The 26,718-nt window shown below is 44.6% G+C and carries 24 protein-coding genes; 14 read left to right on the top strand and 10 right to left on the bottom strand.

Annotation, left to right across the window (positions count from 1 at the left end; translation table 11 throughout):
• Positions 1-51: 51 nt before the first annotated feature.
• Complete coding sequence (locus DDT91_RS12855) at positions 52-1,119, top strand: phosphotransferase enzyme family protein (RefSeq protein WP_187176588.1); 1,068 nt, start codon at positions 52-54, stop codon at positions 1,117-1,119.
• Between the two features lie 87 nt (positions 1,120-1,206).
• Positions 1,207-3,300: an ATP-dependent DNA helicase RecG gene (recG, locus tag DDT91_RS12850; RefSeq protein WP_187176587.1), complete on the top strand. Its 2,094-nt coding sequence runs from the start codon at positions 1,207-1,209 to the stop codon at positions 3,298-3,300.
• A 165-nt stretch (positions 3,301-3,465) separates the two neighbouring features.
• Here recG and DDT91_RS12845 read toward each other — a convergent pair whose 3' ends face one another.
• The 5 genes from DDT91_RS12845 to pdhA all read right to left on the bottom strand — a co-directional run bounded on the left by DDT91_RS12845 (position 3,466) and on the right by pdhA (position 7,700).
• Positions 3,466-3,798: a DUF6787 family protein gene (locus tag DDT91_RS12845; RefSeq protein ID WP_187176586.1), complete on the bottom strand. Its 333-nt coding sequence runs from the start codon at positions 3,796-3,798 to the stop codon at positions 3,466-3,468.
• A gap of 146 nt (positions 3,799-3,944) precedes the next feature.
• Complete coding sequence (locus DDT91_RS12840) at positions 3,945-5,270, bottom strand: aspartate kinase (protein ID WP_187176585.1); 1,326 nt, start codon at positions 5,268-5,270, stop codon at positions 3,945-3,947.
• A 30-nt stretch (positions 5,271-5,300) separates the two neighbouring features.
• Positions 5,301-5,777: a 6,7-dimethyl-8-ribityllumazine synthase gene (gene ribH / locus DDT91_RS12835; RefSeq protein WP_187176584.1), complete on the bottom strand. Its 477-nt coding sequence runs from the start codon at positions 5,775-5,777 to the stop codon at positions 5,301-5,303.
• Between the two features lie 84 nt (positions 5,778-5,861).
• Positions 5,862-6,566, bottom strand: a complete 705-nt coding sequence (locus tag DDT91_RS12830) for a tol-pal system YbgF family protein (protein WP_187176583.1) — start codon at positions 6,564-6,566, stop codon at positions 5,862-5,864.
• A 114-nt stretch (positions 6,567-6,680) separates the two neighbouring features.
• Positions 6,681-7,700, bottom strand: coding sequence for a pyruvate dehydrogenase (acetyl-transferring) E1 component subunit alpha (gene pdhA / locus DDT91_RS12825; protein ID WP_187176582.1), 1,020 nt, complete (start codon positions 7,698-7,700; stop codon positions 6,681-6,683).
• 91 nt (positions 7,701-7,791) lie between these two features.
• On the opposite strand from pdhA, the gene DDT91_RS12820 reads away from it, so the two are divergent.
• Positions 7,792-8,892 carry a DNA replication/repair protein RecF gene (locus DDT91_RS12820; protein WP_187176581.1) on the top strand — a complete coding sequence of 367 codons (1,101 nt, stop codon included), beginning with the start codon at positions 7,792-7,794 and terminating at the stop codon, positions 8,890-8,892.
• A 206-nt stretch (positions 8,893-9,098) separates the two neighbouring features.
• Here DDT91_RS12820 and rpsU read toward each other — a convergent pair whose 3' ends face one another.
• From rpsU to atpD, 3 genes are all read right to left on the bottom strand, one after another.
• Positions 9,099-9,293, bottom strand: a complete 195-nt coding sequence (gene rpsU, locus DDT91_RS12815; protein WP_187176580.1) for a 30S ribosomal protein S21 — start codon at positions 9,291-9,293, stop codon at positions 9,099-9,101.
• 209 nt (positions 9,294-9,502) lie between these two features.
• Positions 9,503-9,748, bottom strand: coding sequence for an ATP synthase F1 subunit epsilon (atpC, locus tag DDT91_RS12810; protein WP_187176579.1), 246 nt, complete (start codon positions 9,746-9,748; stop codon positions 9,503-9,505).
• An 85-nt stretch (positions 9,749-9,833) separates the two neighbouring features.
• Entirely contained in the window at positions 9,834-11,336 is a 1,503-nt protein-coding gene (atpD, locus tag DDT91_RS12805; RefSeq protein ID WP_187176578.1) for a F0F1 ATP synthase subunit beta, read from the bottom strand.
• Positions 11,337-11,608: 272 nt separating this feature from the next.
• Here atpD and DDT91_RS12800 point away from each other — a divergent pair, with 272 nt between their 5' ends.
• From DDT91_RS12800 to DDT91_RS12775, 6 genes are read left to right on the top strand one after another with little or no spacing between them, the layout of a single operon-like run.
• Positions 11,609-12,463, top strand: coding sequence for a hemin ABC transporter substrate-binding protein (locus DDT91_RS12800; protein WP_187176577.1), 855 nt, complete (start codon positions 11,609-11,611; stop codon positions 12,461-12,463).
• A gap of 5 nt (positions 12,464-12,468) precedes the next feature.
• Positions 12,469-13,530, top strand: a complete 1,062-nt coding sequence (locus DDT91_RS12795; RefSeq protein ID WP_187176576.1) for an iron ABC transporter permease — start codon at positions 12,469-12,471, stop codon at positions 13,528-13,530.
• Positions 13,530-14,330 (top strand): heme ABC transporter ATP-binding protein, encoded by an 801-nt coding sequence (locus DDT91_RS12790; protein WP_187176575.1) that lies wholly within the window; start codon positions 13,530-13,532, stop codon positions 14,328-14,330. The genes DDT91_RS12795 and DDT91_RS12790 overlap by 1 nt, the downstream gene beginning before the upstream one ends.
• A gap of 1 nt (position 14,331) precedes the next feature.
• A complete protein-coding gene (locus tag DDT91_RS12785) occupies positions 14,332-15,381 on the top strand; it encodes a hemin-degrading factor (protein ID WP_187176574.1) in 1,050 nt (349 codons plus the stop codon).
• 41 nt (positions 15,382-15,422) lie between these two features.
• Positions 15,423-17,714, top strand: a complete 2,292-nt coding sequence (locus DDT91_RS12780) for a TonB-dependent receptor (RefSeq protein ID WP_187176573.1) — start codon at positions 15,423-15,425, stop codon at positions 17,712-17,714.
• 21 nt (positions 17,715-17,735) lie between these two features.
• Positions 17,736-18,344 carry an HmuY family protein gene (locus DDT91_RS12775; RefSeq protein WP_187176572.1) on the top strand — a complete coding sequence of 203 codons (609 nt, stop codon included), beginning with the start codon at positions 17,736-17,738 and terminating at the stop codon, positions 18,342-18,344.
• Positions 18,345-18,393: 49 nt separating this feature from the next.
• Here DDT91_RS12775 and DDT91_RS12770 read toward each other — a convergent pair whose 3' ends face one another.
• Positions 18,394-18,906, bottom strand: coding sequence for a C40 family peptidase (locus DDT91_RS12770; RefSeq protein ID WP_255502110.1), 513 nt, complete (start codon positions 18,904-18,906; stop codon positions 18,394-18,396).
• Positions 18,907-19,051: 145 nt separating this feature from the next.
• Here DDT91_RS12770 and DDT91_RS12765 point away from each other — a divergent pair, with 145 nt between their 5' ends.
• Entirely contained in the window at positions 19,052-20,398 is a 1,347-nt protein-coding gene (locus tag DDT91_RS12765) for an MBL fold metallo-hydrolase (RefSeq protein ID WP_187176571.1), read from the top strand.
• 130 nt (positions 20,399-20,528) lie between these two features.
• Positions 20,529-20,768, top strand: a complete 240-nt coding sequence (locus tag DDT91_RS12760; RefSeq protein WP_187176570.1) for a hypothetical protein — start codon at positions 20,529-20,531, stop codon at positions 20,766-20,768.
• A gap of 44 nt (positions 20,769-20,812) precedes the next feature.
• Here the strand turns inward: DDT91_RS12760 and DDT91_RS12755 are convergent, their stop codons facing one another.
• Complete coding sequence (locus DDT91_RS12755; protein ID WP_370539319.1) at positions 20,813-22,957, bottom strand: S9 family peptidase; 2,145 nt, start codon at positions 22,955-22,957, stop codon at positions 20,813-20,815.
• Between the two features lie 188 nt (positions 22,958-23,145).
• Between DDT91_RS12755 and DDT91_RS12750 the strand changes: the two genes are divergently transcribed.
• From DDT91_RS12750 to DDT91_RS12740, 3 genes are all read left to right on the top strand, one after another.
• Complete coding sequence (locus tag DDT91_RS12750) at positions 23,146-24,291, top strand: hypothetical protein (RefSeq protein ID WP_222718641.1); 1,146 nt, start codon at positions 23,146-23,148, stop codon at positions 24,289-24,291.
• A 79-nt stretch (positions 24,292-24,370) separates the two neighbouring features.
• Complete coding sequence (locus tag DDT91_RS12745) at positions 24,371-25,528, top strand: hypothetical protein (RefSeq protein ID WP_187176568.1); 1,158 nt, start codon at positions 24,371-24,373, stop codon at positions 25,526-25,528.
• A 100-nt stretch (positions 25,529-25,628) separates the two neighbouring features.
• Positions 25,629-26,615 carry a D-alanine--D-alanine ligase gene (locus DDT91_RS12740; RefSeq protein ID WP_187176567.1) on the top strand — a complete coding sequence of 329 codons (987 nt, stop codon included), beginning with the start codon at positions 25,629-25,631 and terminating at the stop codon, positions 26,613-26,615.
• Positions 26,616-26,718 lie beyond the last annotated feature (103 nt).

Here is a 26,718-nt window from a genome sequence, read left to right as displayed (position 1 = left end):
TTTTCTGATTCCAAAAAACACAAAGTTTTATTTCTTCCCTATTTTCGCAGCATGTTTTCTCCATTGACTTCTCAAATAGCTTCGGCATTTTCTATTTTTCAAAATATTCCCCTAGGGATCACTCCTTTTGGGGAAGGTCTGATCCATGAAACCCTACTTCTTTCCCAAGGGGACAAAAAATGGATTTTACAGGGATTTAATCAGGCGGTGTTCAACTTTCCTGATCGCATCGATCACAACCTATCTATGCTCTATCAGCATGCTGAAAACCATCCCTTACCTTTTCAACTTCCTCTTCCAATCAAAAACAAGTCAGGTAGTGGTTTAACTGAAATCAATGGGCTCAACTATCGCTTGTTTGACTTTGTCCGAGGAAAAACCTTGCAACAAATAGAAAATCCTATGCAAGCGTACATCGCTGCAAAGGCTTATGGTGAATTTGCCAAATGGGCGGAAGAAGTTGATGCTAAGCAAATGCTTGAAACCATCCCAAACTTCCACCGCTTGGATTTGAGATTTGAAAAATTGGCCCAAGTATCCAAAACCAAATCTGGCAATACTGCTGAAGAACAGGAAATCCTGGACTTCTACCTAAGCCAAAAGCCACTGGTAGATTGGTACCTAAATCAAATCCGGAAGCTACCGCTGAGAGTCACCCACAACGATACCAAAATCAACAACCTCATTTTTTCAGAAAACCTGGAGCGGGTGGTAGCCCTGATTGACCTCGACACCCTGATGGGCGGATTCCTGATGTATGATTTTGGAGATTTGGTTCGGACAGTGGCTTGTAGCTTTCCGGAAACTCACACCGATTGGAAGAGTATACATCTCGATACTGAATTGTTTGAGCAACTTCTGAAAGGATATTGGGAAGGTGTAAAAGACATGGCAACTCCTTCGGAAGCAGACTCCTTGCTTCTTTCTGGTGAAGTGATGACCTTGATCATGGGTTTGCGCTTTTTCACGGACCACCTTCAGGGAAATATTTACTATCGCGTGACCTATCCCGAACAAAACTTTCATAGGGCCAAAAACCAAATGATTTTCCTCAAAAGCCAGCAAAACCAACGTGAAGAACTCCAAGAAATCTGGAATAAGATCACCAAGGCTCACTGAAGGAGTTTTCCTGAAAGACAATCTCCAAAAACCTTGGCATTTGGATGCCTGAGGGTTTAATTTGCTTTGTCCCAAACTTCAGCTCGCTTGACCGGAATATTTGATACCCGCATCGAATACCTCAAAGGTGTCGGCCCCCAAAAAGCCGAACTCCTAAATAAGGAGCTGAATATCTTTACTTATGGAGACCTCCTCCAACACTATCCCTTTCGCTACGAGGATCGCACGAAGTTTTTCAAAATTAGGGATCTCCACGACGAACTCGACAACGTGCAGGTCATGGCTCGCATCAAGAATGTGGAACTGATCGGAGCAGGTGGGAAAAAAAGACTGGTAGCTCAGGTTTTTGACGAAACCGGGGAGATGGAGATGACTTGGTTTAAGGGAATCCAATGGGTAGTAAAAAAGCTGCCAATAGGAGCGGCGTTCATCTTCTTCGGAAAACCGGCTCAATATGGCCGCAAATGGACCATGGCCCATCCTGAGATGGAGCCGATCACTGCTGCCAATGAGAAGCGAAACACCTTTCAGCCGGTCTACTCCACCACCGAAAAACTACGGGCAAAATTTCTGGACTCCAAAGGCATTTCGAGAATTCTCGAAGTGCTGGTCCCCTTGGTTTTTCCCCAGATCCCTGAAACGCTTTCTCCCGAAATCCTCCATCAGTACCAGTTGATCGGGAAGCAAGAAGCCATTCGTCAAATCCATTTCCCGACGTCACCGGAGCTACTAAATCGGGCCCGAAAGCGTTTGAAGTTTGAAGAGTTTTTCTACCTGCAGCTCCGCCTGCTGATGATGAAAGTGACCCGCACGGAAAAATCCCGTGGTCAAATCCTTTCCAATACCGATCTTCTGACGGATTTTTATAAAAACCACATCCCTTTTGATCTCACCAATGCCCAAAAGCGGGTGATCCGGGAGATTTATGGAGACATGAAGTCCAGCCGGCAGATGAACAGGTTGGTACAGGGTGATGTAGGGAGCGGCAAGACCATGGTGGCTTTTATCAGCATGCTCATAGCGATCAGCTCGGGCGCTCAGGCCTGCTTGATGGCCCCTACAGAGATCTTGGCCACACAGCATTTCGAAGGGCTAAAAAACTACGCCCGAATGATGGGATTGAACATTGCCCTATTGACCGGTTCGACCAAAAAGTCAGAACGAAAAATCATTCATGAACAACTGTTGTCCGGTGAACTAAAAATCCTGATCGGTACCCATGCATTACTCGAGGACGTGGTTCAATTTCAAAATTTGGGTTTGGCGATTGTCGACGAGCAGCATCGCTTTGGAGTGGCACAGAGAGCCAAGCTCTGGGCAAAAAATGAGGAGTTTATCCCGCATGTGCTCGTGATGACGGCGACACCAATTCCGAGAACCTTGGCGATGACGCTTTACGGAGACTTGGATGTATCAGTGATTGATGAATTGCCTGCGGGAAGAAAGCCGATCCAGACCGTTCACCGATACGATAAGGATCGCCTGAAAGTCTTTGGCTTTATTAATGAAGAAATTAAAAAAGGCAGGCAAGTCTACATCGTATACCCGCTGATCGAGGAATCCGAAAAGATGGATTTGAAAAATCTGATGGACGGCTACGAGAGCATTGCCCGTGCTTTTCCCCAATACCACCTCAGTATTGTGCATGGAGGCATGAAAGCCGAAGACAAAGACTTCGAAATGCAGCGTTTTGTCAAAGGCGAAACCCACTTTATGGTAGCCACAACTGTGATAGAAGTGGGGGTCAATGTACCCAATGCTTCCGTGATGGTAATCGAAAATGCCGAACGTTTTGGTCTTTCACAGCTTCATCAGCTTCGTGGTCGCGTAGGTCGAGGTGCAGAACAGAGCTACTGCGTACTGATGAGCAAATACGAGCTGAGCAAGGAGTCTAGAATCCGACTGGAAACTATGGTGCGCACCAACGATGGCTTTGAAATCGCCGATGTAGATCTAAGGCTGAGAGGACCGGGGGATTTGATGGGTACCCAGCAAAGCGGGATTACAGACTTACTGATTGCTGATCTGAGCAAAGATGCCCCGCTCCTTACTTTGGCCCGAGATGCCGCACAGCAGCTTTTAGCCAATGACCCTGAACTCACTCAGCCCGATAATGCTGCGATATTGAGACAAGTGAGGCAGCAGAAAAAAACAGCGATGAATTGGAGCAGAATCAGTTGATTGACGATTTCAGAATTACGATTTACGATATCCAAACGGACTTCAATCATCTATCCATAAATCTGAACAATTGAAAATCATGATAGAGGTTCTTCAAAATGTCGTAAATCAAAAACTTGTACTGAGCGAAGTCGGAGTTTCGTAATTCGTAAATTTCAGATAGATTCAATTTTCTTTCTTCCCAAAAAGCTTTCCGATTCGTCTGAAAATTTGCTTTTCCTTTTCCCAGAAGAATTTAAACTGCCCAAAGATAAACCCATAGATCAACAGGATGATCTGGTAGAGTGGCAAAACCAAAAGCAGGTACAAAACTGTATTGACAAATCCCTGACCTCCTCCCCGCTCAATCCCAAAAAAGTCAAGGATTGGGTTTTTGATAAAAAGGATAGTAAAGCCAGTGCAGGCAAATACCACCAAAACCATCACCACCTGAAATAGGCTGTCCAATTTCCATTTGGTCTGTAGGCGCTGAAGAAATCCGGGCTTATCGGTTTGCATGGACTTAAATTTTAATGTTGGAATTAACTCATAAATTCCTGGTGATGTCAGCCTGAGCGAAGTCGAAGGCTATTTTTATTCAAAACAACCACATTTCGACTTCGCTCAATGTGACAATGGAATTAAAGTTTCAACCTTGCAATTTTTCAATTACTCCAGTCAAATACTCCCTCATTCAAGCTTTTCAAGGCTTGTGTTTTATACTGAGCATCTACTAGGATGGACACATTGTGTTTACTTCCTCCAAAAGAAACCATGCGAACAGGAATGTCAATCAAGGAATCCAACACAGACTGAAGTGCTCCTTTGGTTTCTGCTACTTTATTGCCTACCACACAAATGATCGCCTGGTTGCGGTCAATCTCAACGGTGCCGAAGCTCTGAAGCTCTGCTTGGATCTGCTCCAAATGACTCAAATCATCGATGGTCACCGATACGGCCACTTCGGAGGTAGTAATCATATCGATTGGTGTTTTGTATTTTTCAAACACTTCGAATATTCTCCTCAAAAACCCATATGCCAAAAGCATTCGGCTGGATTTAATCTTAATGGCGGTAATCCCGTCTTTTGCTGCGATAGCCTTCACCCCAGTGGTCTCTACTGCAGCTTTGATGAGCGTTCCACCAGCATCCGGCTGCATGGTGTTGAGCAGCTTTACTGGAATGTTGTGTAACTGGGCTGGCCAAATGGATGCCGGATGAAGGATTTTGGCACCAAAGTAGGCTAGCTCAGCTGCTTCATCGAAAGACATTTCTGCAATCGGACGGGTACGGTCTACGACTCTCGGGTCATTGTTGTGCATACCGTCAATGTCTGTCCAAATTTCGCACACGGAAGCATTGATTGCCGCAGCCACCAAGGATGCCGTATAGTCACTTCCTCCACGCTTGAGGTTATCGACCTCGTTTCGGTGGTTTTTGCAGATATAGCCTTGGGTGATGAAGAGGCGCTCGTTTGGATACTGAGCCAAAATCGCCTTCAGCTTTTCGGAGATTTTAGGGAGTTCCGGCTCAGAATTCTCATCAATACTCATGAAATCCAAGGCAGGAAGAAATACTGCAGGAATCTGCAATTCGCCCAAAAGCGTGTAGAAAAGCTTTGTAGAAAGCAATTCTCCCTGAGCAAGAATATCGCGGTTGATTGCCTCATTGAAAGAAATTTTCAACAGAATATTCAAAAACTCAAAGTGCTCCTTTATGATTTCTTCTGCCTTTGCTTTTGCCTCGGCAGTCTGTAGAAGTGCCGGATAGAAGGCCAAATAATGCGCATGCAAGGTATCGATGCGTTCTTTTGCCAAGGCCTTATTTCCCGATGCGAGTGCTTCTCCGATACCCACCAAAGCATTGGTAGTACCGGACAAGGCAGAAAGCACCACGATGGTAGGTTCATCTCCACGGGTAATCAAGTCTTTGACTTGGTGCATGCGCTCCGGACGGCCCACAGAGGTTCCGCCAAACTTCATGATTTTCATAATTAAACTAGCGTATAAATAGGTTTGAGATTAGAATCCGAGCATTTTAATGGCGGTGATGGCAGCTTCATCGCCTTTGTTTCCGTGTTTTCCTCCTGCACGGTCTAGAGCCTGCTGCTGCGTATTTGGGGTCAAAACTCCAAAAATCACCGGCTTGTTGTATTTCAAGCTGACATTGGTGATACCGTGTGCAACTGCATCACAGATAAAGTCAAAGTGGCGGGTTTCCCCCTGGATCACACAACCCAAGCAGATCACCGCATCGATAGTTTCATCCTGTGCACACCATTGGGCTGCAAGGGAGAGCTCAAATGAGCCCGGAACATTCTTTCGGATGATATTTTCTTTTTTTGCCCCATGTTGAATTAGGGTTTGATAAGCTCCGGAGTAGAGTGCTTCAGTCACTTCTTCATTCCACTCAGACACTACTAGGGCAAACTTCTTTGCACTGATGTCTACGATATTTTTTGAACTGTACTCGCTTAGGCTTTTGAGTGAGGTTGCCATGAATAGTTGATTTTGAAAGTGGGTAAAACAAAAAAGAGTAAGACCTAGGGGCCTTACTCTTCTAGTATGCATACATAAGAAGCATTACTTAGCGGCAAGGCCTTCTAAGCGAGCTTTATGTTTTCGAGCAGCAGCGTACTCAAATGATTCATAATATTTTTCCTCGATCTCAGTATACGTCTTGATCGCATCTTCAATCTTTCCGGATTCCTCCTGTGCCACAGCAAGCTTAGCCAGGTACTTTGGAGTCATAAATTTGTTTTCGTTGGTACGGGCAGCCTTGGTATAGTTAGAAATTGCCTGGTCTACATTTCCCAACTCAAGATTAGCGTCTCCGATCAAAGAATATGCCTTTGCCTGAACCAAATAATCGTCCGCAGAAAACTCTTCCAAATGAGTCAAAGCCTCCTGAAATTTCTTCTGGGAAAGGTAAATGGAACCAATGTAGAAATGAGCCAAGTTGGCTGCATCGGTTCGGGGATAATCTTCCACAATAGTGAGCAAGCCCTTATTGATTCCATCCCCATTCAGGGCAAAATCTACGCTGTCTTGTTCAAAGAAATACACCGCCTGAAACATTTCGGCCTGTGCTTTTTCATTTTGGTTTTGATTGTTGATTTGGAAGAAAAGAATTCCACCGATCAAAATCACCGCAGCGGCAATTACCCCTGCCAATACCTTGCTATTTTCTTTCAAAAAAGCCTCACCTCTACCGATTCGCTCTGCGATTACTTCCGGGTTTTCAAGAAGTTCGTTTTGGTCTGCTTTTTTAGATTGCTTCGTTGCCATGTTACTCAAAATTTCGGTCGCAAATATACGGTTTTTATCAAATTCACAAGCGCTAACAAAAAAGCCATGAAGTGCGAAAGACTTCATGGCCTTCTTTGATTTAAAGGGAGTTGATTATTCCATTACAAATGGATAGTCTTCCTGAACATACACTTCTTTAAAAGCATCCATTCCATCAGGCCAAGGAGACTCTTCGGCAAATTTCACCGCATCATCCACCTGCTTTTTCACTTTTTTCACCACAGCCTCAATTTCTTCCTCTGTCATGATGTTATTGTCCCGGATCGTTTTGAGCACTTGCTCGATTGGGTCACGCTGCTTGTATTCCTCCACTTCTTCTTTGGTTCTGTACTTTTGAGGGTCAGACATGGAGTGACCTTTGTATCGGTAAGTTCTGAACTCCAACAAGGTCGGGCCGTCTCCTCTTCTAGCTCGGTCGGCTGCCTCAGATACGGCCTCATGGATAGCTTCTACGTCCATTCCGTCCACAGGGAAAGATGGCATGTCGTAAGCTTCACCGATTTTGTATAGCTCAGTTACATTGGAGGTACGGGATACAGAAGTACCCATCGCATATCCGTTGTTTTCGATGACAAAAATCACCGGAGACTTGTAAAGCATAGCTAGGTTGAATGCTTCGTGCACGGCTCCCTGACGTACTGCACCATCACCCATTTTGGTGATGCAGACGTTTTTGGTGCCTGCATATTTTTCTGCAAAGCCGATCCCCAAGCCCATCGGTACTTGAGCGCCTACGATTCCATGGCCTCCCATGAAGTTGCGCTCTTTGTCAAATATGTGCATGGAACCACCTTTTCCTTTGGTCGTGCCAGTTGCTTTACCAAAAAGCTCGGCCATCACTGCACCCGGATCGGTTCCCAATCCCAGAGGATGCGCATGGCAACGATAGGCGGTGATCCACTTGTCATCTTTGGTCAATGCGGTAATCGCACCGGATGCACAAGCTTCCTGTCCAATGTATAGGTGGCAGAACCCTCTGATTTTTTGCTGGCCATAGAGTTGACCCGCTTTTTCCTCAAACCGTCTCATTAAGAGCATACTTTCATACCAGAAAGCATAGGTGTCTTTGGAATATTTCACTTTGGACTTAGCCGCTGCAGTTTTCTTTGCCATATCGTACTAATCAAAATATGCTAATTTAGGCCCCAAATATAGTAATCCTGACCTAAAAATCAGGATGCCACTCAAATAATTCCCCGCCTTCATGATTCTGGAGTCTCTAGACCTCATCCAGTTTAAAAATCACCTTAAAACCAGCCTGGTCTTTAGCCCCCAGATCAACTGTCTTTTGGGGCTAAATGGCAGTGGGAAAACCAACATTCTTGATGGGGTCCATTACCTTTCCCTTACTAAAAGTGCTGTCCAAAGCAGTGATAGCCTGAATATTTCCCATGGGATGGTTTTTTTTACCATCAAAGGTAAATTTCAAATCGAAGGTAAACCTCTGGAAGTGCGGTGCTCCTTTGAATCGGGGAAAAAGAAGCAAATCTTTCAAAACGGCAAAATACTTGATAAGAGCAGTGAGCATGTAGGGCTCATTCCCCTCGTCCTCATCGCCCCCGACGATACCGAACTGATCAAAGGAGGCAGTGAAGGGCGGAGGAAATTTTTCGACGGCCTCATCTCCCAACTCGACCGAAACTACCTCGATCAGCTGATTCGCTACCATCATTTTCTTAAGCAACGCAATGCCCTGCTGAAGCAGTTTGCAGAGACGGGAAGGAGGGATTTGACTTTGCTTGGAAGCTACGATCAGGAACTTATCCGTTTCAGTGTAATGCTTGCAAATCAACGTGCAGAACTGATCAACGAAATGGGGCCGGTACTTCAAAAGTATTACGAGGAGATCTCCCTCGGGAGGGAAAAAGTGGAGGTGATCTATGAAACCGAAGCCCTAAGAGAAGACTTTGAAGCGTACTTTCTGAGTATGAGACAAAAAGATCTTGCTACCAAAAACAGCAATGCGGGCATTCACAAGGACGACTTTGAGTTCCAGATAGGAGAGCACCCGCTTCGCAAGATCGGGAGTCAGGGTCAGCAGAAGTCCTTTATCATCGCCTTGAAGCTGGCGCAGTTTCAGATTTTCGAAAAAGCCAAAGGAGAAAAACCTTTGCTACTTTTAGATGACATCTTTGACAAGCTCGACGATGACCGGATAGCCAAGCTGATGGAGTTGGTATCAAAGGGGACCTTTGGACAGATCTTCCTGACCGATGCCAGACCTGAGCGGTCAAGAGGTATTTTGGGAGAGTTAGATGCGGAGGTGTTCTTTTTTGAGGTGGAAAAGGGAAAGATTAGAAAATAGAAAGCAGGCGCAAAAATAGATTTGACATTTAGAGCCATTAGGTTTAACCCCCAGGGCTGATTTTTGATTTCCAGTCACTATATTTTTGCACGCCTTTAAAAAATCTATTTTGAATTAAACAAGAAAGGCTAGCCGAAAAATCGACTAGCCTATTAAACTGTCTACTTTAAAGACAGTACAATTTTGTATTAAGTGCTAAACCTTAATTACTTCATGATTTCATTTTGAAGTCTCTGACGGTAAGCAGCACGGATGATCTCATCTCTTCTTTTCACGGAAGGTTTGGTGAAAGCCTGACGGGCTCTTAGTTCGCGAACCGCACCGGTCTTGTCAAACTTCTTTTTAAAACGCTTTAGCGCTTTGTCGATGGATTCGTTCTCTTTTACGTTTACAATGATCATAGTATACACCCCCTTTCGTGGGTGCAAAGGTAAGAGAATAATTGAAAAATCGGAAGATTGGAAAATTTTATCTTTAAGTTCTTTAGATTTTTGAGAATACATGAACCCTAATCTTTTCCAAAGTCCCAAACTTTGGAAAATCTAAGCTCCCAAAACCAAAAAAGTCCAACCCTCTCGAGCTGGACTTTTTAATTTATAACTGTTTGAGTTTAGCCGACCACTTTTTCGGCCAAGACCACAATTACATTATTTTTCACTTCCACGACACCACCATCTACCATCAGGGATTGCTTTCCTTCTTTGCTGGTAAAGGATATTGCCCCCTTAGCTAAAGCTGATACGATTGGAGCGTGATTGTTCAACACCTGAAAAGAACCGGAAGCTCCTGGGAAGGTGGCTTCGCTGACTTCTCCTTGGAAAACTTTCTTGTCCGGTGTGACGATTTCTAATTGCATGTTTATCTAGTTATTAAGTAAAGAGTTATTGAGTTAATGGTGGTGGTTTTCCACCTAATAACCAACAACTAGTAACTAACTCCTTTTATTTCACTTCAGCAAGCATCTTCTCGCCCTTAGCGATGGCATCTTCGATGCTACCTACTAGGTTGAACGCTGCTTCAGGCAGGTGATCCAGTTCCCCGTCCATGATCATGTTGAAGCCCTTGATAGTATCCTTGATGTCAACCAACACCCCCTTCAAACCGGTAAACTGCTCTGCTACGTGGAATGGCTGAGACAAGAATCTCTGAACTCGACGGGCACGGTGTACGACCATCTTATCTTCTTCAGAAAGTTCTTCCATACCAAGGATGGCAATGATATCCTGAAGTTCCTTGTACCGCTGAAGAATTTCTTTCACTCTTTGAGCACAATTGTAGTGGTCATCACCCAAGATAGCTGGGTCCAAAATTCGAGAAGTAGAATCCAAAGGATCCACAGCTGGGTAGATCCCCAATTCGGCAATCTTACGGGACAATACCGTGGTGGCATCCAGGTGAGCGAAGGTTGTCGCAGGGGCAGGGTCAGTCAAGTCATCCGCAGGTACGTAAACCGCTTGTACAGAAGTGATTGATCCATTCTTGGTGGAAGTAATTCTTTCCTGCATGGCTCCCATTTCAGTGGCCAACGTAGGCTGATAACCTACCGCAGAAGGCATACGGCCCAACAAAGCAGATACTTCAGAACCTGCCTGTGTAAATCGGAAGATATTGTCAATAAAGAAGAGAATGTCACGACCCTGACCTGTTCCGTCACCATCTCTGTAGTATTCTGCTAGGGTAAGACCAGTCAATGCCACACGTGCACGTGCCCCTGGAGGCTCGTTCATCTGACCGAAAACGAAAGTAGCTTTAGAGTCTTCCAATTTCTTGAGATCAACTTTGGATAGATCCCATCCACCTTCTTCTTCAAGGCTATGGATAAAGTCCTCACCGTAGGTTACAATGCCAGACTCGATCATTTCTCTCAAAAGGTCGTTTCCTTCTCGGGTTCTTTCCCCTACACCGGCAAATACGGACAAACCGGAATATGCTTTTGCAATGTTGTTGATCAATTCTTGGATCAATACGGTCTTACCTACACCGGCACCACCGAAAAGACCGATTTTACCACCTTTTGCATAAGGTTCAATCAAGTCAATTACCTTGATTCCTGTGTATAGGACTTCGGTCGATGTAGAAAGATCTTCGAATTTGGGAGCTGCTCTGTGGATAGGAAGTCTTTTTCCTGCTGGTACTTGAGGCAAACCATCGATGGCTTCACCAACCACATTGAAAAGTCGACCTTTGATGGCCTCTCCTGTTGGTACAGAAATAGGTTGACCCATGTCTTTTACCTCCATGCCTCTTACCATACCTTCGGAAGAATCCATCGCAATGGTTCTCACGCGGTCTTCGCCCAGGTGTTGCTGAACTTCCAAAACGACTGTTTGGCCGTTTTCTTTGGTTATTTCCAGCGCGTCAAGGATGTTAGGCAGTTTGCCGCCTTCAAAGGAAACGTCCACCACGGGCCCGATTACCTGAGTTATCTTTCCAATATTTGCCATTTGATTATGTGAAATGTAAAAAGGATACGCTTTTTTAATTCGAGCGCAAAATTAGTGAGAAAAGCCTATTCCCAAAGGATATTTGGAAAATTAATCCTAAGTATCACCCATTTTTAAATTTTGAGGCTTTAGAATCCCTAAAGAGAATTTTTTTCCTATTGCCACTTGCCTCTCCATGTCCTTTCCAACTTTAATCCTAAACATTAATTATTTTAATTTGGAATTAATCTAAATAGAGATAACTTTGCATTTAATTAAAATTAATCTAAATAATGATAAGGGTATTAGGATTCATTTTCATTGTCCTGGTGTGGGGCTGTAATACTCCACAGAAGCAGGAGTCCGCCACTATGGAGGTTAGAAAAATCATCACTGCTGGAGGTACCATCACCGAGATAGTCTACGAGCTAGGATTTGGAGATCAAATCATCGCCACGGATATCACTTCTACTTATCCTATCTCAATGCAAAGCCTCCCTTCGATTGGTTACCGGAATCAAATCAAAGCTGAAGGAATACTCGCTTTGGGGCCGGATTTGATCTTGGCAGAAGAAGGCTACCTTTCTGAAGATGTAGTCAATCAGCTCAAATCCGCTCAGATTGAAATTCACTTTTTCAAAAAGCCAATTCGGGTAGAGGAAACCAAAAAACTCATTACCGATTTAGCTGCCTTTTTTGAAGCTCAGGTGGAGGGAAATCGAATTGTTGCTGAATTGCAAGCAGACCTGGACAGCCTGCAGTCCTATTTACTTTTGAACAACTCAAGTCCTAAAGCGGCTTTTATCATGGCGCGCGGCCCACAGACTGTTTTTATGGCAGGCGAGAGTACGTTTGCCCAGTCTATTTTCGAGTTGGCAGGCTTGCAGCCTGCGGCTTCAGGTTTCAAGGATTTTGTACCGGTGACACCTGAGGCTTTAGTAACCCTGAATCCTGATTTTCTGGTCTTTTTTGATTCAGGAATCGAAAGTCTGGGCGGAAAGGAAGGACTCGCACAAGTCAAAGGCTTGTCAGAAACTCCCGCTTTTAAAAACGGCCACATCCTCAGTTTCGACGGCCACTACTTATCAGGCTTTGGCCCAAGAGTGGGTAAGGCTGCCCTTGAATTGGCAAAAGCAGCAAGACCTTAATTGCCATGTGGACGATTCACCTCTATTCAAAGACACGGACCCAAAACCTGATTATTACCGGACTGCTGGCGATACTTGGTGTATTGGCTTTAGTCTCCCTCAGTTTAGGAGCCTATCAGATTCCGTTTGCCCAACTTTTGGGTGTCATTTTGAATGGTTTGGGTATCCAAGGAGTAGCTGCTGAAAGTCAGCAAGTCAATGTGCTGCTTCAGATTCGACTGCCTCGTATTGTTCTGGCTACCTTAATTGGTGGAGGATTGGGTGTAGCGGGTGCTTCTTTACAAGGTATGTTCAGAAACCCACTCGTTGAGCCGGGGTTGATCGGAGTCAGCAGTGGTAGTGCCCTTTTTGCAGTCATATACCTGGTGCTGATCGCAGGATCTACAGGAATATGGAAGACCATGAGTGCTTTCGGCTTGCCGTTGTTTGCCTTCGTAGGAGGATTGATTCATGTGGCAGCAGTGTACCGCTTGAGCCGATCACAGGGGAAAACGGAAACTTCCACATTGATCCTGGCAGGCGTTGCGATCAATGCGCTGGCTGGCGCGCTAATTGGGTTGACGCTGTTCTATGCCGACGATGCGGCACTTAGAAGTTTCACCTTTTGGAGCCTTGGGGATTTGGGAGGCGCTTCTTGGACCAAGGTGCCTACCGCCTTCCTACTCATCCTAATTCCTAGCCTTTTCTTATTCCGAGACTGCCGTGCGTTGAATGCGCTTGCCCTTGGTGAGCACGAGGCTTTCCACATGGGAGTGAATGTAAAACAGATCAAGATCAAACTACTCATTACCACCGCTCTCATCGTGGGTGTAGGTGTTTCTTTGGCAGGGATGATCGGATTTATCGGTCTGATCGTGCCACACCTGATCCGGATTGGCTTTGGTGCCGATCATAGGCTCGTATTGCCGGGGGCTTTTTTGCTAGGGGCCATTTTGATGAATGTAGCAGACCTGATTGCTCGGTTGATCGTGATTCCGGCAGAGATGCCCATCGGTGTGGTGACGGCCTTGATTGGTGCTCCCTTTTTCATTTGGCTCATTTTCAACCTAAACAAACCAAAACGCTAATGCTACAAGCAAGTCGTATTCACTTTTGTATTCAAAAAAGACCAGTGGTTGACCAGATCAGTCTGACCCTTCAGGCAGGGGAGATCTTGGCTGTCCTTGGTCCTAATGGAGCAGGTAAATCCACCTTGTTCAAGATCCTTTCAGGAGAAATATCCTGTAAGCATGGAGCTGTAGATTACAATGGTTTGCCCGTTGGAAATCTCAACTCAAAGAAACTTGCCGAGGTAAGGGCGGTCATGCCTCAGCATTCGGCAGTCAACTTTCCATTTTCTGCCCAGGAAGTAGTCGAGCTCGGTCTTTTCAGCACCCAATCCAAAAATCCGGCTAAGCTGGTAGAGGAGGTCATGGAGGCTACCAATACGCTCCATTTGAAAAATTCCAATTTTCAACACCTCTCCGGAGGTGAAAAGCAACGGGTACAGTTAGCCAGAGTATTGGTTCAGATTTGGGAGCAAAAACCTTTCCCCCGATACCTCCTTCTCGATGAGCCTACGTCTAGTCTGGACATAGCGCAGCAGCATGGAGTCCTGAGTATCCTACGCCAACTCACCCATCGAAACATCGGCGTCTTGATCATTCTCCATGAGCTTAACCTCGCTGCTCAATATGCTGATCGGATTGCCCTGCTCAAAAACGGCATGATCACCAGCTGTGGCACAGTCCAAGAGGTTCTTCAGGAAAAGACCCTTCACGAAGTATTTGATTACCCTATCCAGATCCTACAGCATCCGCACCATGGTGGATTGATTGTGTCCACCAGCCAACCCTCTTTTCAAAAACAACTTATTAAACAAGCTTGATATGGAAACTCTTTTTGAAACAACTAATGCACTCAAGGCCGCCTGGAATGAGCTGAAAGTGTCCCAACCTCAACTCCGAATCCGCGATGCTGCCAAAAAATTGGGTGTCTCTGAGGCCGAGTTGCTAGTGACCGGTATCGGCGAACAAGTCGTTCGTCTGAATGCTGACTTTGCCAATCAGGTTTTGGATTTTCCAAAACTTGGAAAAGTCATGGCCTTGACCCGAAATGAAGGCTGTGTGTTGGAGCACAAGGGGACTTTTCAAAAGATCGATTTGATGGGCGCTTCAACTAATCAGATTGCTACCGTCATCGGGCCAATTGAGCAGCGGATCTTCTTCAGCGCATGGAGATTTGGTTTTGCAGTGTCCAATGAGACTTCCTCAGGGCCACAGTCGAGCCTTCAGTATTTTGACAAGGAAGGAAATGCAGTATTGAAAGTGTTTTTACAAGAGTCATCTGACTATGAAGCTGCGGAGCAATTTCTCCAATCATTCAGAGATGAAAATCAAAACTCACAGATCGAACTTGGGAAATTTGAGGCACCTGTCTACTCCACCAGAGGAGAGCTGGATTTTTCAGCCTTTTCTCAGGATTGGGAAAACATGAAAGACACCCACGATTTCTTTGGCATGCTTAGAAAATACAAGCTCAATCGACTGGATGCTGTCAAATGGATCGATGACAAGTGGGCCTATGAGGTAGATCGGCTGTCTGCAAGAAAGGTCTTGGAGGTTGCTTCTTCTACCCAACTGCCGATCATGATTTTTGCGGGCAATAAAGGAAACATTCAAATCCACCAAGGAAAAGTAAAAACGATCCGACAGCTAGGCGATTGGCTGAATGTGATGGATCCGGAATTTAACCTTCACTTGAATGAAGCAGAAGTGGCTTCTGCTTATGTAGTGCACAAAAACACCACCGAAGGTTTGGTGTCTGCATTGGAACTTTTTGATCATTCCGGGGAAATGGTCGCACAGTTCTTTGGACTTCGTAAGCCTGGAATCCCGCAAAAGCCAGAATGGAAAGCCCTCTTGGATAGTTTGTCTTAATCCCACTTGCGGGGGGAAACCTCCGCAAAAATTTTAAACCAATGTTTAGAATTAGTCTAATTAAAATAATTTTCCTCTTCTCCATTCTGCCTAGTTATTCGGCTTGGGCACAAGACGGCAGAAAAAGAATTCTCGACTCATCAGGAAATCCCATTGCCCATGCGGTGATTCAGGTGGATGGATTGAAGCCATTTCAAGTCAGTTCAACCGGTGAATTGGAGTCAGAATTACCATCCGGCAAGTCGGTTATGGTGTTTGCCATGGGATTTGATTCGCATCGGTTCACTTGGCAAGAGTGGGGTAGTTTGGAAGAGATTATTCTAAAAGAAAAAACCGGAGCCCTGCAAGAGGTAGTCGTCGCAGCTACCCGTACGGATCGGACGGTGGAGGACTTGCCGCTTCCCGTGACCGTTTTGACCTCCGAACAAGTGCAGGAGACGGGAGGATTGAGACTTTCCGAAGTACTTCGTGAGCAGACTGGTCTGCAGATCAGCTCAGATCATGGCGCAGGCTTGCAGATGCAAGGGTTAGATTCGGATTACATTTTGATCCTGCTGGACGGGGAGCCTCTCATTGGCAGGACAGCTGGCACCTTTGATCTGGACCGGATTGCGATATCGAATATTGAGCGAATAGAAATCCTCCGAGGCCCTTCCAGTGCGATCTATGGAAGTGAAGCCATGGCAGGAGTAGTGAATATCATCACCAAGGCCAATAAGGAAACCAAGAAAGTCGATCTAGGCTTTCGTCATCGTTCCTTTAAAACCTGGAATCCCTATGCAGAGCTTGGGTTTAATTCCGAAAAATGGCGGGTATCCGGAATGTATGATTACCTCCGAAGTGAGGGATTTGATCTCACACCGGAGACGGTAGGTCAAACCCAAAATCCATTTGCTGCTCAAACTGCCCAACTGAAAGTAACTCGGGCTTTCTCTCCAAAGTGGGAGCTCAGTCTTTTTTCCAGAGGCTATCTGGAGACATCTTCCGGTCAGATGCAATCGGGAGTCTCCGAAACTTTATTGGGTATGGAGAATTTCCGCAGGGATTTCAACCTTAATCCAACCCTTAGATTCAAGCCTTCTGAAAAATGGCTCTTTACCCTTCGCGGGATGAGTTCCCAATTTTCAACCGAGTCGGATACCCGATTTATGGCCGATGGGACAAGCTTTGATTTTCAGGAATTTCGCCAGTTATATCATCGGACAGAGCAGCAGACCGACTTCCAATTGGACAGCAAAAATCTATTCACACTTGGTGTGGGCCACTTGCTCGAAACAGTAGAGGCCACTCGCTATGATGAGGTCAACCGATTTGATGCCGGATACTTTTTTGTCCAGCACCAATGGGACCCAAGTCCAAAAATCAATATCGTCACCGGGTTGAGAGGAGATCTGCACAGTCAGTTTGGAGGAAGACTCAGTCCAAAGGTCGCGGGGCAATTCAAGTTCTCGGACAAATTCAGCTGGCAAGCTTCCCTAGGGGCAGGGTTTAAAGCTCCCGATTTCCGACAGATGCTGCTCAATTTCAACAATGCAGCATCGGGCTATTATGTCTTCGGAGCCAATCTCGCCGAGGAAGGGATAGCCCGACTTCAGCGTGAAGGCTTGGTAGCTAGAGTTTTGATTCAGCCAGAAACATTGGGCAACCTTCAGGCAGAAAGTTCCTGGGCGCTCAATACCGGTTTTCGATGGAAACCTTTCTCCAAAGCGCTTCTGGTAGTCAACGGCTATCGAAATCAAATCGAAAATCTCATTGAGACAGCGCCAATTGCCCAGTTGGTGACCGGCCAAAATGCCTTCTCCTACTTCAATGTGCGAAGTGTCGTCACGCAGGGGGTGGAGGCAGATCTCTCCATGACGCTGTCCAATACGCTGCGGGTCAGTGCCGGTTATGCTTTTCTCGATACCAGAGATACCCAAGTCCTCGATCGCATCGATGCTGGAGAGCTCTTCAAGCGAAATGCTCAGAACATCACCTCACGGGTTACCCGCTCGGATTACGGCGGATTGTTTAACATAAGCCGGCATAGCGGAAATGTGAAAATCAACTACTCTGAACCCATCACAGGTATTGATTGGTCACTTCGGGGAATTTACAGAGGAAAGTTTGGTTTTGCCGATCTCAATGGCAACCTGATTTTGGACGATCCTTCTGAATATGCTTCGGGATGGCTGAGCGTCAATCTGACAGCTACCAAGACCCTCTCCAATGGGCTTTTCTTCGAGATAGGTGCTACCAACCTTCTGAATACCCTCACTCCGGCCCAGCCCAACAATCCCGGAAGAGTGCTTTTCCTTGGGACCAGAATTCCATTTGTAAATCTTATCAACTAATCCAATAACTCTTAATTTACTATGAAAACTACCGTTTATTCAGTCCTATTCTTCCTCCTGTCGTTTACCCTTATTTCCTGTGAAAATGACGACACTCCAGAGCCAGTTATTCCCCTGGAGGCGACTTTGATTCAAGACCTAGCAGCTCCAAATGACGTCATTGATCGTACCACGGGTCAGGTGACTCAGGCAAGACCTTTCATTTTCTTCAGCTTGGAGACGCAATCCATTGTGACAGAAGCTCAGGAATGGGACATTGCTTTCAAGGGCACCACCATCCGAGTCAACAGTGCAAAAAATGTATCCGCAGCTTTGGCCAACGGCATTTTTGAAGATTTAAAAGAAGTACCTGCTTCTGCTCAGTTTGCCACGGATACGCCTACCACTTTTGCAATACCCACTGGCAGTGGCGCAGGATGGTATAATTACAATTCTGCCACATTCACAGTGACCCCTATTCCCGGAAGAATTCTTTTGTTCAAGACCTCAAAAGGTAACTATGTGAAAATGGAAATTCTAAGCTACTACCAGGGTAATCCCCCTGTAGCTCAAATCAATCCAATGACTACACCAAGTGCGCACTACACCTTCAGGTATGTCCTTCAGCCTAACGGTTCTCAAAAGTTTTAAAAGTTAATTTTTTTGCTGGGTAACGGGGAGCGCTTTGGCGCTCCCTTTTTTATTCCAAGATTCGCTTCGCAAAAAGAAATGCTTTGGACCAATAGTCATTATCGAGATAATCTTCTGTCACGCCCAAGGAGGTGGAGGAGTGAATAAATCTCACGTTACCTTTTTCCACTTCGGTGACAATTCCCGAATGAGTGACTTCACTCTTTTTTCTACCGGTGGCAAAAAACAGCACATCACCAGGCTTGACTTGTGCTAGGGGTACTTTTTCTCCTAACTTACTTTGATCCTCTGATCTTCGGGGAAGGGAAATCCCAACCGAATAAAACGAGTGATAAACCAGAGCTGAGCAATCTATCCCTGATCTAGTGGTACCTCCATAGCGGTAAGGGGTACCCCGGTAAGATTTGGCAGTTTGTATTACTGTAAAAGCTGGCGATTCTTTTGCGAGCTTTTTCTTTGACTTACAACCCTGAATAAAAAAAACCGATAAAATGATCAGCAAAATGATAGGGCCAATTCGATGCTTTTTCAGAACCAAGGGAATTGATTTTTTCTTTTCCAAGTTTACGGTCTAGTGATCAGAGATTCAAGAAATAAAATCCAACCCTGTAATTTTACATCAAAGGCTTAAGTGATTATCATCACCAAGTGTCTGACTTTGGTCATTATACCTTTGTATCGGAATTTGAAAACAATAAAAAATAACTATGAATATTCAACAGTTTTATGACGAGGGTTTGGCCCATGCAAGCTATGCGATTTTATCCGAAGGTAAAGTGGCCTTGGTTGATCCAGGTAGAAACCCTCAGCAATACTATGATTTTGCAGAAGCAAATGATGCACGAATCGTAGCCGTCATCGAAACCCATCCCCATGCTGACTTTGTGAGTTCTCACTTAGAGTTTCACAAGAATGAAGGAGCAAACATTTACGTTTCCAAACTAGTCGGCGCCGAATATCCTCATGTCGGCTTCGACGAAGGGTATTCTTTTCAGATGGGAAAAGTGACCTTCCACGCCTTGCATACTCCTGGCCATTCTCCAGACTCCATCAGCATCCTGCTGAAGGATGAAAATGGAAAAGACCATGCGCTATTCTCAGGGGACACTTTGTTTATTGGTGATGTAGGCCGGCCAGACTTGAGAGAAAAGGCGGGTAATATGACCGCACAGCGTGAAGAACTCGCCCGAATGATGTACCACACGGTTCAAAATAAGCTGAAACCTTTGGCTGATGATGTACTGGTATTTCCGGCGCATGGTGCAGGTTCACTTTGTGGCAAAAACCTAAGCGATGCCCGTCAGTCCACCATCGGAGAGCAGCGGGCCACCAATTGGGCTTTTTCTGATTTGGACGAAAAGACTTTCATGGACTCCCTTCTTCAGGGCCAGCCGTACATTCCAAAGTACTTTGGCTACGATGTGGATATGAATAAAAAAGGTGCACCTGCTTACCAGAGATCTATTTCTCAGGTAAGTATTTGGCCAGAGGGAGCTACTCTCCCAGCTGACGCTTTAGTCATTGATACCAGAAAGCAGGCTCAATTTGCGGCAGGCCATATCCCAGGTGCTATCAATATCATGAATGGGGGTAAGTTCGAAACTTGGTTGGGATCGATAGTGGGTCCTGAAGAGAGATTTTTCCTCGTAGCTGATTCCACAGCCGAGCTTGAAATCCTCATTTACAAAGCAGCCAAAATCGGCTACGAGCAACTCATTCACGGAGCTGTGGTAAATCCTGCAGGAATGACGGAGACAGGCGCCTTCTTCGACGTCGAAGCCTTCAAAGTAAATCCGGATGGGTACACTATCGTGGATATCCGTAGCCGAGACGAGCATGCCAATACACCAATTTTCGAAGAGGCATTGAATATTCCACTCCAGGAATTGAGAGAAAGAGCCTCCGAGATACCAACAGGAAAGCCAGTATTGGTTCACTGTGCCGGGGGATACCGTTCTGCGGCAGGTTCCAGCATAGTGGCTGGAGCGTTAAAAGGAGCGCAGGTTCTCGATTTCAGCGAAGCCATCAAAGACTTTCAAACGGTAGCTCATTAAAGAAAAAGAAAAGTTCTCAATCACCCGCCAGCCCTCGGATTTCCGGGGGCTTTTTGGTTTTTAGGAGTTGGGATAAAATAAAAACGAACCAAAAGGGCTAATTTCAAGTCTTTGTTGAAAAGTAAAACTCATGAGTCGGGAAGAATTCAGCCAACTGCCCTTGCATCAAAAGATCAAAACCCTCTATCTGGAAGGAACTTTTGTCGTGGGCATTCGCTACTACCGGCACAAGGTTAATCTGTATTTGTTGGAAAACGAGTACATCGAGGTCTTTTATAACCACAAAGAGGATCGGATTGATAAAATCGACTTTTTGGAACGGGATCACAGTCGGATGAAATTCTATCTGGATCAGATTAGGATTGAATAAAAAAACCGCAGAAATCGACTTCTGCGGTTTTTTTGGATTCTCAATTAAAGCTTTCTCTTCAGGAAATCAGTCATCATCGTGTACAGGTGCCAAGTGGTATTGCCTCCGTAGATGCCGTGGTTTCTGTTGGGATAGTAGAAGGATTCAAATTGCTTGTCCGCTGCAATCAAGGCATTAGTCAGATCAACCGCATTTTGGAAGTGCACATTGTCATCGCCGGTACCATGAATTAGAAGCAAATTTCCTTTCAGCTTATTCACATGAGTGATCGGGCTGTTATCATCGTATCCAGAAGGATTCAGTTGGGGAGTCTGAAGGTAGCGCTCGGTGTAGATTGTGTCGTAGTATCTCCAAGTGGTGACCGGCGCTACTGCGATGGCAGTCTTGAACACGTCATTTCCGATCATCAGGGAAAGCGAAGACATGTAGCCTCCATAAGACCATCCCCAGATACCGATTCGGGCAGGATCTACGAAAGGCATTTTCGCAAAATACTTGGCACCCTCGATCTGATCGATGGTTTCCAGTTTGCCCAAGTTGGCATAGGTAGAATGCTTGAAGCCACGACCACGTGCGCCAGTACCACGATTGTCCACACAGGCCACGATGATCCCTTCTGCAGCCAATTGCTGATGCCAGAAGTCGCGGGTTCCACCCCAGGAATTCAGCACATTTTGCGAACCCGGACCGCCGTAGACATACATCAGCACCGGATATTTTTTGTTTGGATCAAAGTCAGCCGGCTTGATGATGTAGCCATTCAGCTGCGTACCATCTACGGTTGGGAAGGTGAAAAATTCCTTTTTCCCCAAAGCAAATCCTGCCAAACGCTCTTTTAAGGCCTGATTGTCCTCGAGGACTTTCAATTCTTTTCCTGTTGCATCGTTCAACGTAACCTTTACCGGTGTATCTGTCGTGGAGTAGTAATCGATGAAAAACTTGTGATCGGGACTCATATTGATCGTATGTGTTCCTTTGGCAGGAGTGAGCACTTTTTTGCCTTTGCCGTCTAGATTGATCACATAAAAATTCCGCTCAAGTGGAGAGGATTCCGTCGAGATGAAATAGAGTTTTTTGGCTTTTTCATCAATCCCCACCATGGAGCTCACTTCCCAAGCTCCAGTGGTAATTTGACGAATCAGACTTCCATCCAAATTGTGATGGTAGATGTGCTTGTATCCGTCTTGTTCGGATGTACGGATAAAGGTTTTTCCGTCGCTGAGGTATTGCAGGTCATCGTTATAGTCAAGGTCCACGTAAGTTTTGGCGGCCTCGGAAATGATCAGCTTGCTTTCGCCTGAGGTCGCATTGGCATGGAAAATATCCAGCTGATTTTGCAGGCGATTCATTCTGATAAATGCCAAGGTATTTGCATCCTTAGTCCAGTAGATTCTTGGCAAGTAGATGTCAGTTTCCGTTCCAGCATTCACTTTTTGGATTTTCGCTGTAGCCAAATCATAGACATGGATACTCACGAGGGAGTTCTTTTCTCCTGCTTTTGGGTACTTGAACTTGTAATCCTGAGGATAAAGCGGGCCCCAAGTCTGCATGTTGAACTCAGGCACTTGGGTCTCATCAAAGCGGATGAAGGCGATCTTTTTGCCGTCAGGTGACCACTTGAAAGCCTGGGCCATCGAAAATTCCTCCTCGTACACCCAATCAGCGGCACCGTTGATGATTTTATTCCACTCTCCATCGGTAGTGATTTGGGTAAGTTTGTTGGTAGCCAATTCCACCATGAATAGATTATTGTCTTTGACAAAAGCCACCTTGTCATTGTCCGGTGACAGCGTAGCATAGGAGATTTTCTCACCGTTCATCAGCTGCTGCTTTTGGCCGGTGGCCATGTCCACCACGTAGAAAATGCCTTTGGAAGAGCGTCGATAGATGGACTCTACATCTGTAGCAATGAGTGCTTTAGATTCGTCCGCATTGAAAGAATAGCTGGAAAAGTTTACTCCGAGCTTGGCGCCATCCAGCAATATTCCTGCTTCTTCACCGGTGGCTAGGTTGATTTTGACCACAGCCGGTGCTCCGCCACGCTGCACGAGCGAACTGTAAAACTGCCCGTCTTTCATCCAGTTGATGCCGTAGACGGATTTTTGGTTGAAGGTGCCTTTTTTGAAGACATCCTCCAGAGTTACTTTTTTCAGGCTTTGCGCCTGCACGCTGAGGGCCATTCCGATCATCGCGATCCAGGCTAGGCTCAGCACTTTCCAACTTTTAATCATCATCATGGAAGTTTTACTTTGGGTAAATTTTGCTTGGCGAATATAAGAAACGCTTTAAAAGCGCTTAAATAGTTTTTTTCGGGAAAATTAGGAGGGGGTGAAACTTATCAGATAGTTTTCACGAATAGAGGAATAAAATTTTGTCGATGAAGAAATCCATAATTTTTCTTTTAGTCATCTTTAGTAACTGCACAGGTAAACAAGGAAATGAATTAACTCAAGTTTCTGATCCTGTCAACCTTGAAATTGAATTTCTCGAATTTGATACCATTCAACTTCAGCATGGTTTATTTTCTGGAGTTGGATTTTTCGAGATGCATGATAGCAACTTCTACTTTGTTGATCAAATTTTAAGTCAAGTAGCTTTATTCGATTCAGAGGGTTTTTTAATAGATACGTTTTTGGGCAAAGGCGATGGCCCGGATCAACAAAATGTCATTCATGGATTCAAACCCTTTGGTTATAAAGGCCTACATGTTGTACTCGAGGATTTTGGCTTTACACTCTTTGACGAAAAATTTCAGAAAAAGGAATACCTCCCATTGGAGTGGTCATTTCATGAATCAAGGGATGAAATGGAAAAGGCACCTAATGAAAAAATGCTTGGCTTATATGAAGTAGCTTGGAAAAGGAAGGGAGAGAATTTTGATTTCCTTGTCAAGGAAATGCCGACAGGTACAAGTTTTCTAGTTCCAATCACCATGAGTCATCCTCAATTGAATGCATATTTATCCGAGAACTACTACAAAAGAGCTTTTATTTTTGGGCAATATTCTACTAAAGAAAAGAAAATCAATTTTGGTTTTGGGAATCGGTCAGATGAGTATCTCAACTATCGCTTTATTCCCAATTTTGACTTTTTTCATTTTGCTTCAAAAGAGGACTCCATCTTGGTTTCTTTTGCAATCGATCCTTTGATTCATGTATTTTCTCCAGAAGGAAAATTGATCCGAAAATTTGGTCGAAAAGGTCTTGAAATAACTACTAAGTATCCCATAACCCAGACTATCGAAGATGCCATAGATAATTATTCGATTGATTTGACTAAGGCGGGATTTTACGGGTCTATTTTTTATGAGGAGAGTTCCGATTTGACTTTTAGAACTTACTTCAAAAGTGGTAGTATGGATTCTACTTCTAGGCTTCAAATTTATAAAGGTTCGAAATTGATCGGTGACTTAGAAGTTCCAAAACGCTTTACTGTTATAGGTAAGTTGGGAGATTTTTATTTTGCGGATGGAATTATTGATGAGCAATCGGAGCAATTAATGATTTACAGATTTAAAATTTGAATTGAATTTGATGAGGGTTATAGTTAGTTTGATTTTAGTTTTTTTGATTTTTCAGAAAGTTTGTTCGCAAACCCTCCAGGTGGTTGATTCTAAAGGTAATCCAGTTCCTTACTTTACAGCGGTCAGCTCCAACTTTAAGTCTGTTAAAATTGGAGATGCGGACGGGCGAATCTTTTTTTCGGAATCAGAGAAATTATTAGAAAAAGAATGGGCATTAAGACATTTGGCATTCGAAGAAAAAGTAATCTATCTGGATTCGATCGAAAACATTGAAATAACTGTAAGTCTTGCTGAAAAATTACTGGAATTAAATCAAGTTGATATTCAGGCTCTTTCTGACAATGAAATTGCTCTTAGGGTAAAGAGTGAGCTGTCAGGAATCGCTGCAAATCTAACCTTCTCCAATTCTTTCCTAATTGAGCAATCCGAGGAGTATTATTTTGAAAGTTATGGCTTGTTTATTCAGTCGGGATTGATGGATCGGACTACCAAAAAACATCGATTTGATTCGGGTCGGCTCACTTTTCTCCCCCAATATTCTAAAATCTCGGAAAAAACAGTTAGTAGAAAATCGCCTTATCAATCTACGGTTCCAACTTTAACTGTCTTTTTAAATGATTTTATTTTCCAAATACTGTCCTCAAAATTAGGCTCTTGGAAAAGATTGGAAAAGGATTGTGGAAGGTTTGAATGTATTCAAATTGATGGTTTGAATGCTGAGGTAAGCGTTTTTCCTAATGGAAAGCTAAATTCAATTAGTTTACCCCCTAGGGTCTTTAAAGACCAATATGGAATCGTACATGAGATCACTGGTTCCCTAGATTTCACTTCCTCTCAGGAAAACAGTTTTTACACCAAGTTTTCTTTTGATGTCCATAAGGATGAAAAAGAAGTCAAAGTGCTCCTGTTTTTTGAAGGAATACCCAGTTTGCTGAACTTTCCTGAAAATTACCAAAACAGGTCGAACCAAGACTCATTTTTCAATGCGCTTAACTCTTTCTCTAAAACTCCTGATTACCACTTTGATCAAGAAATATTTTCACGATTAAGATCAACATACTTTCCGAAAACTGACCAATTAGGCGAAAGAGACAACTTTGTCACAAGAAAAAATTCTTATCAGTATCATGAAGTAATGGAAAAATCAGATTATTCCTCAGTTCAGTACATGAAGGAGAATTCTGACTTTGTAAAAGAGTTACTTGAAATTTTTAAATCTTACGGATTAGGTTGGTGAATTTTGGATTAAATGATGATCTAAAAATTCAAATGAAAGTTGGATACCTTGGAGGGTAAACGGAAAATAAGCTATTTCGCATAGTTAATTTTTCCCCACCATGAAGAAGAAAATTGCCTTGGTCACCGGAGGTTTTACCGGTGAGTCCGTCATCTCCCTCAAAAGTGCCGCTGTCGTCGAAAAGACCATCGATCGGGAACGCTACGATGTGTATAAGATTTTGGTCTACCCGGGCGATTGGCATTTTAGCTGTGCTTCAGGGGAGAAAGTACCCGTGGACCTCAACGATTTCAGCATCATGATCGGGGATGAAAAGGTGAAGTTTGACGGAGTATTTAACATTCTTCATGGTTCCCCGGGTGAAGATGGAAAACTAGCAGGGTACTTCGATATGCTCGGTATTCCCTACACCACCTGCGATCAGTTGACTTCAGCGATTACCATGAACAAGGGCTATACCAAGGCCATTGTCCAGGATATTCCCGAACTGAACGTGGCAAGATCAATTCAACTTTTCGAAAATTCCCCCGAAAACGCATCCAAGATTCAATCCGAACTCACGCTGCCCCTTTTTATCAAACCCAATAACGGGGGAAGTTCCATCGGGATGAGTAAGGTGAAAACTTGGGAAGAGTTGCCGGAGGCCTTGGAAAAAGCCTTTGCAGAAGATAAGCAAGTGCTCGTGGAGGAATTTGTCTCAGGAAGGGAGTTTTCGATCGGGATTTTCAAAGGAAAGGGAAAAATCACCGTGCTACCTGCTACTGAGATCGTGAGTAGTAAGGAATTTTTTGACTACGAAGCGAAATATGTACCGGGTGTCTGTGAGGAAATCACTCCGGGAAGAATGACTGAAGAGGAAGTCGGGCGGGTTGGTCGTATTGTGACCAAAGTTTACGAAAAACTGAACTGCAAAGGAGCTGTGAGAATTGATTATTTCCTCCAGCATGAGACGGGTAAGTTCTACTTTATCGAGATCAATACCGTGCCGGGCCAGACCGAAACGAGCTTGATTTCCCAGCAGGTGAAGGCTACAGGGAAAAGCATCAAAGACTTCTACACTGAACTCATTGAGGAGATGTTTGATTAAGCAGGAAGCTTGAAGACGGGAGGCCGAAGCATGGAATCCTTCTCATAATCCGTTAAAAATTTGAAAAAACGGGGAAAGTCTGCAAGGACTTTTCCCGTTTTGT

The sequence above is a fragment of the Algoriphagus sp. AK58 genome (genome assembly GCF_014324365.1).
Lineage (GTDB): Bacteria > Bacteroidota > Bacteroidia > Cytophagales > Cyclobacteriaceae > Algoriphagus.
This window is presented reverse-complemented; position numbering and strand designations above follow the sequence as displayed.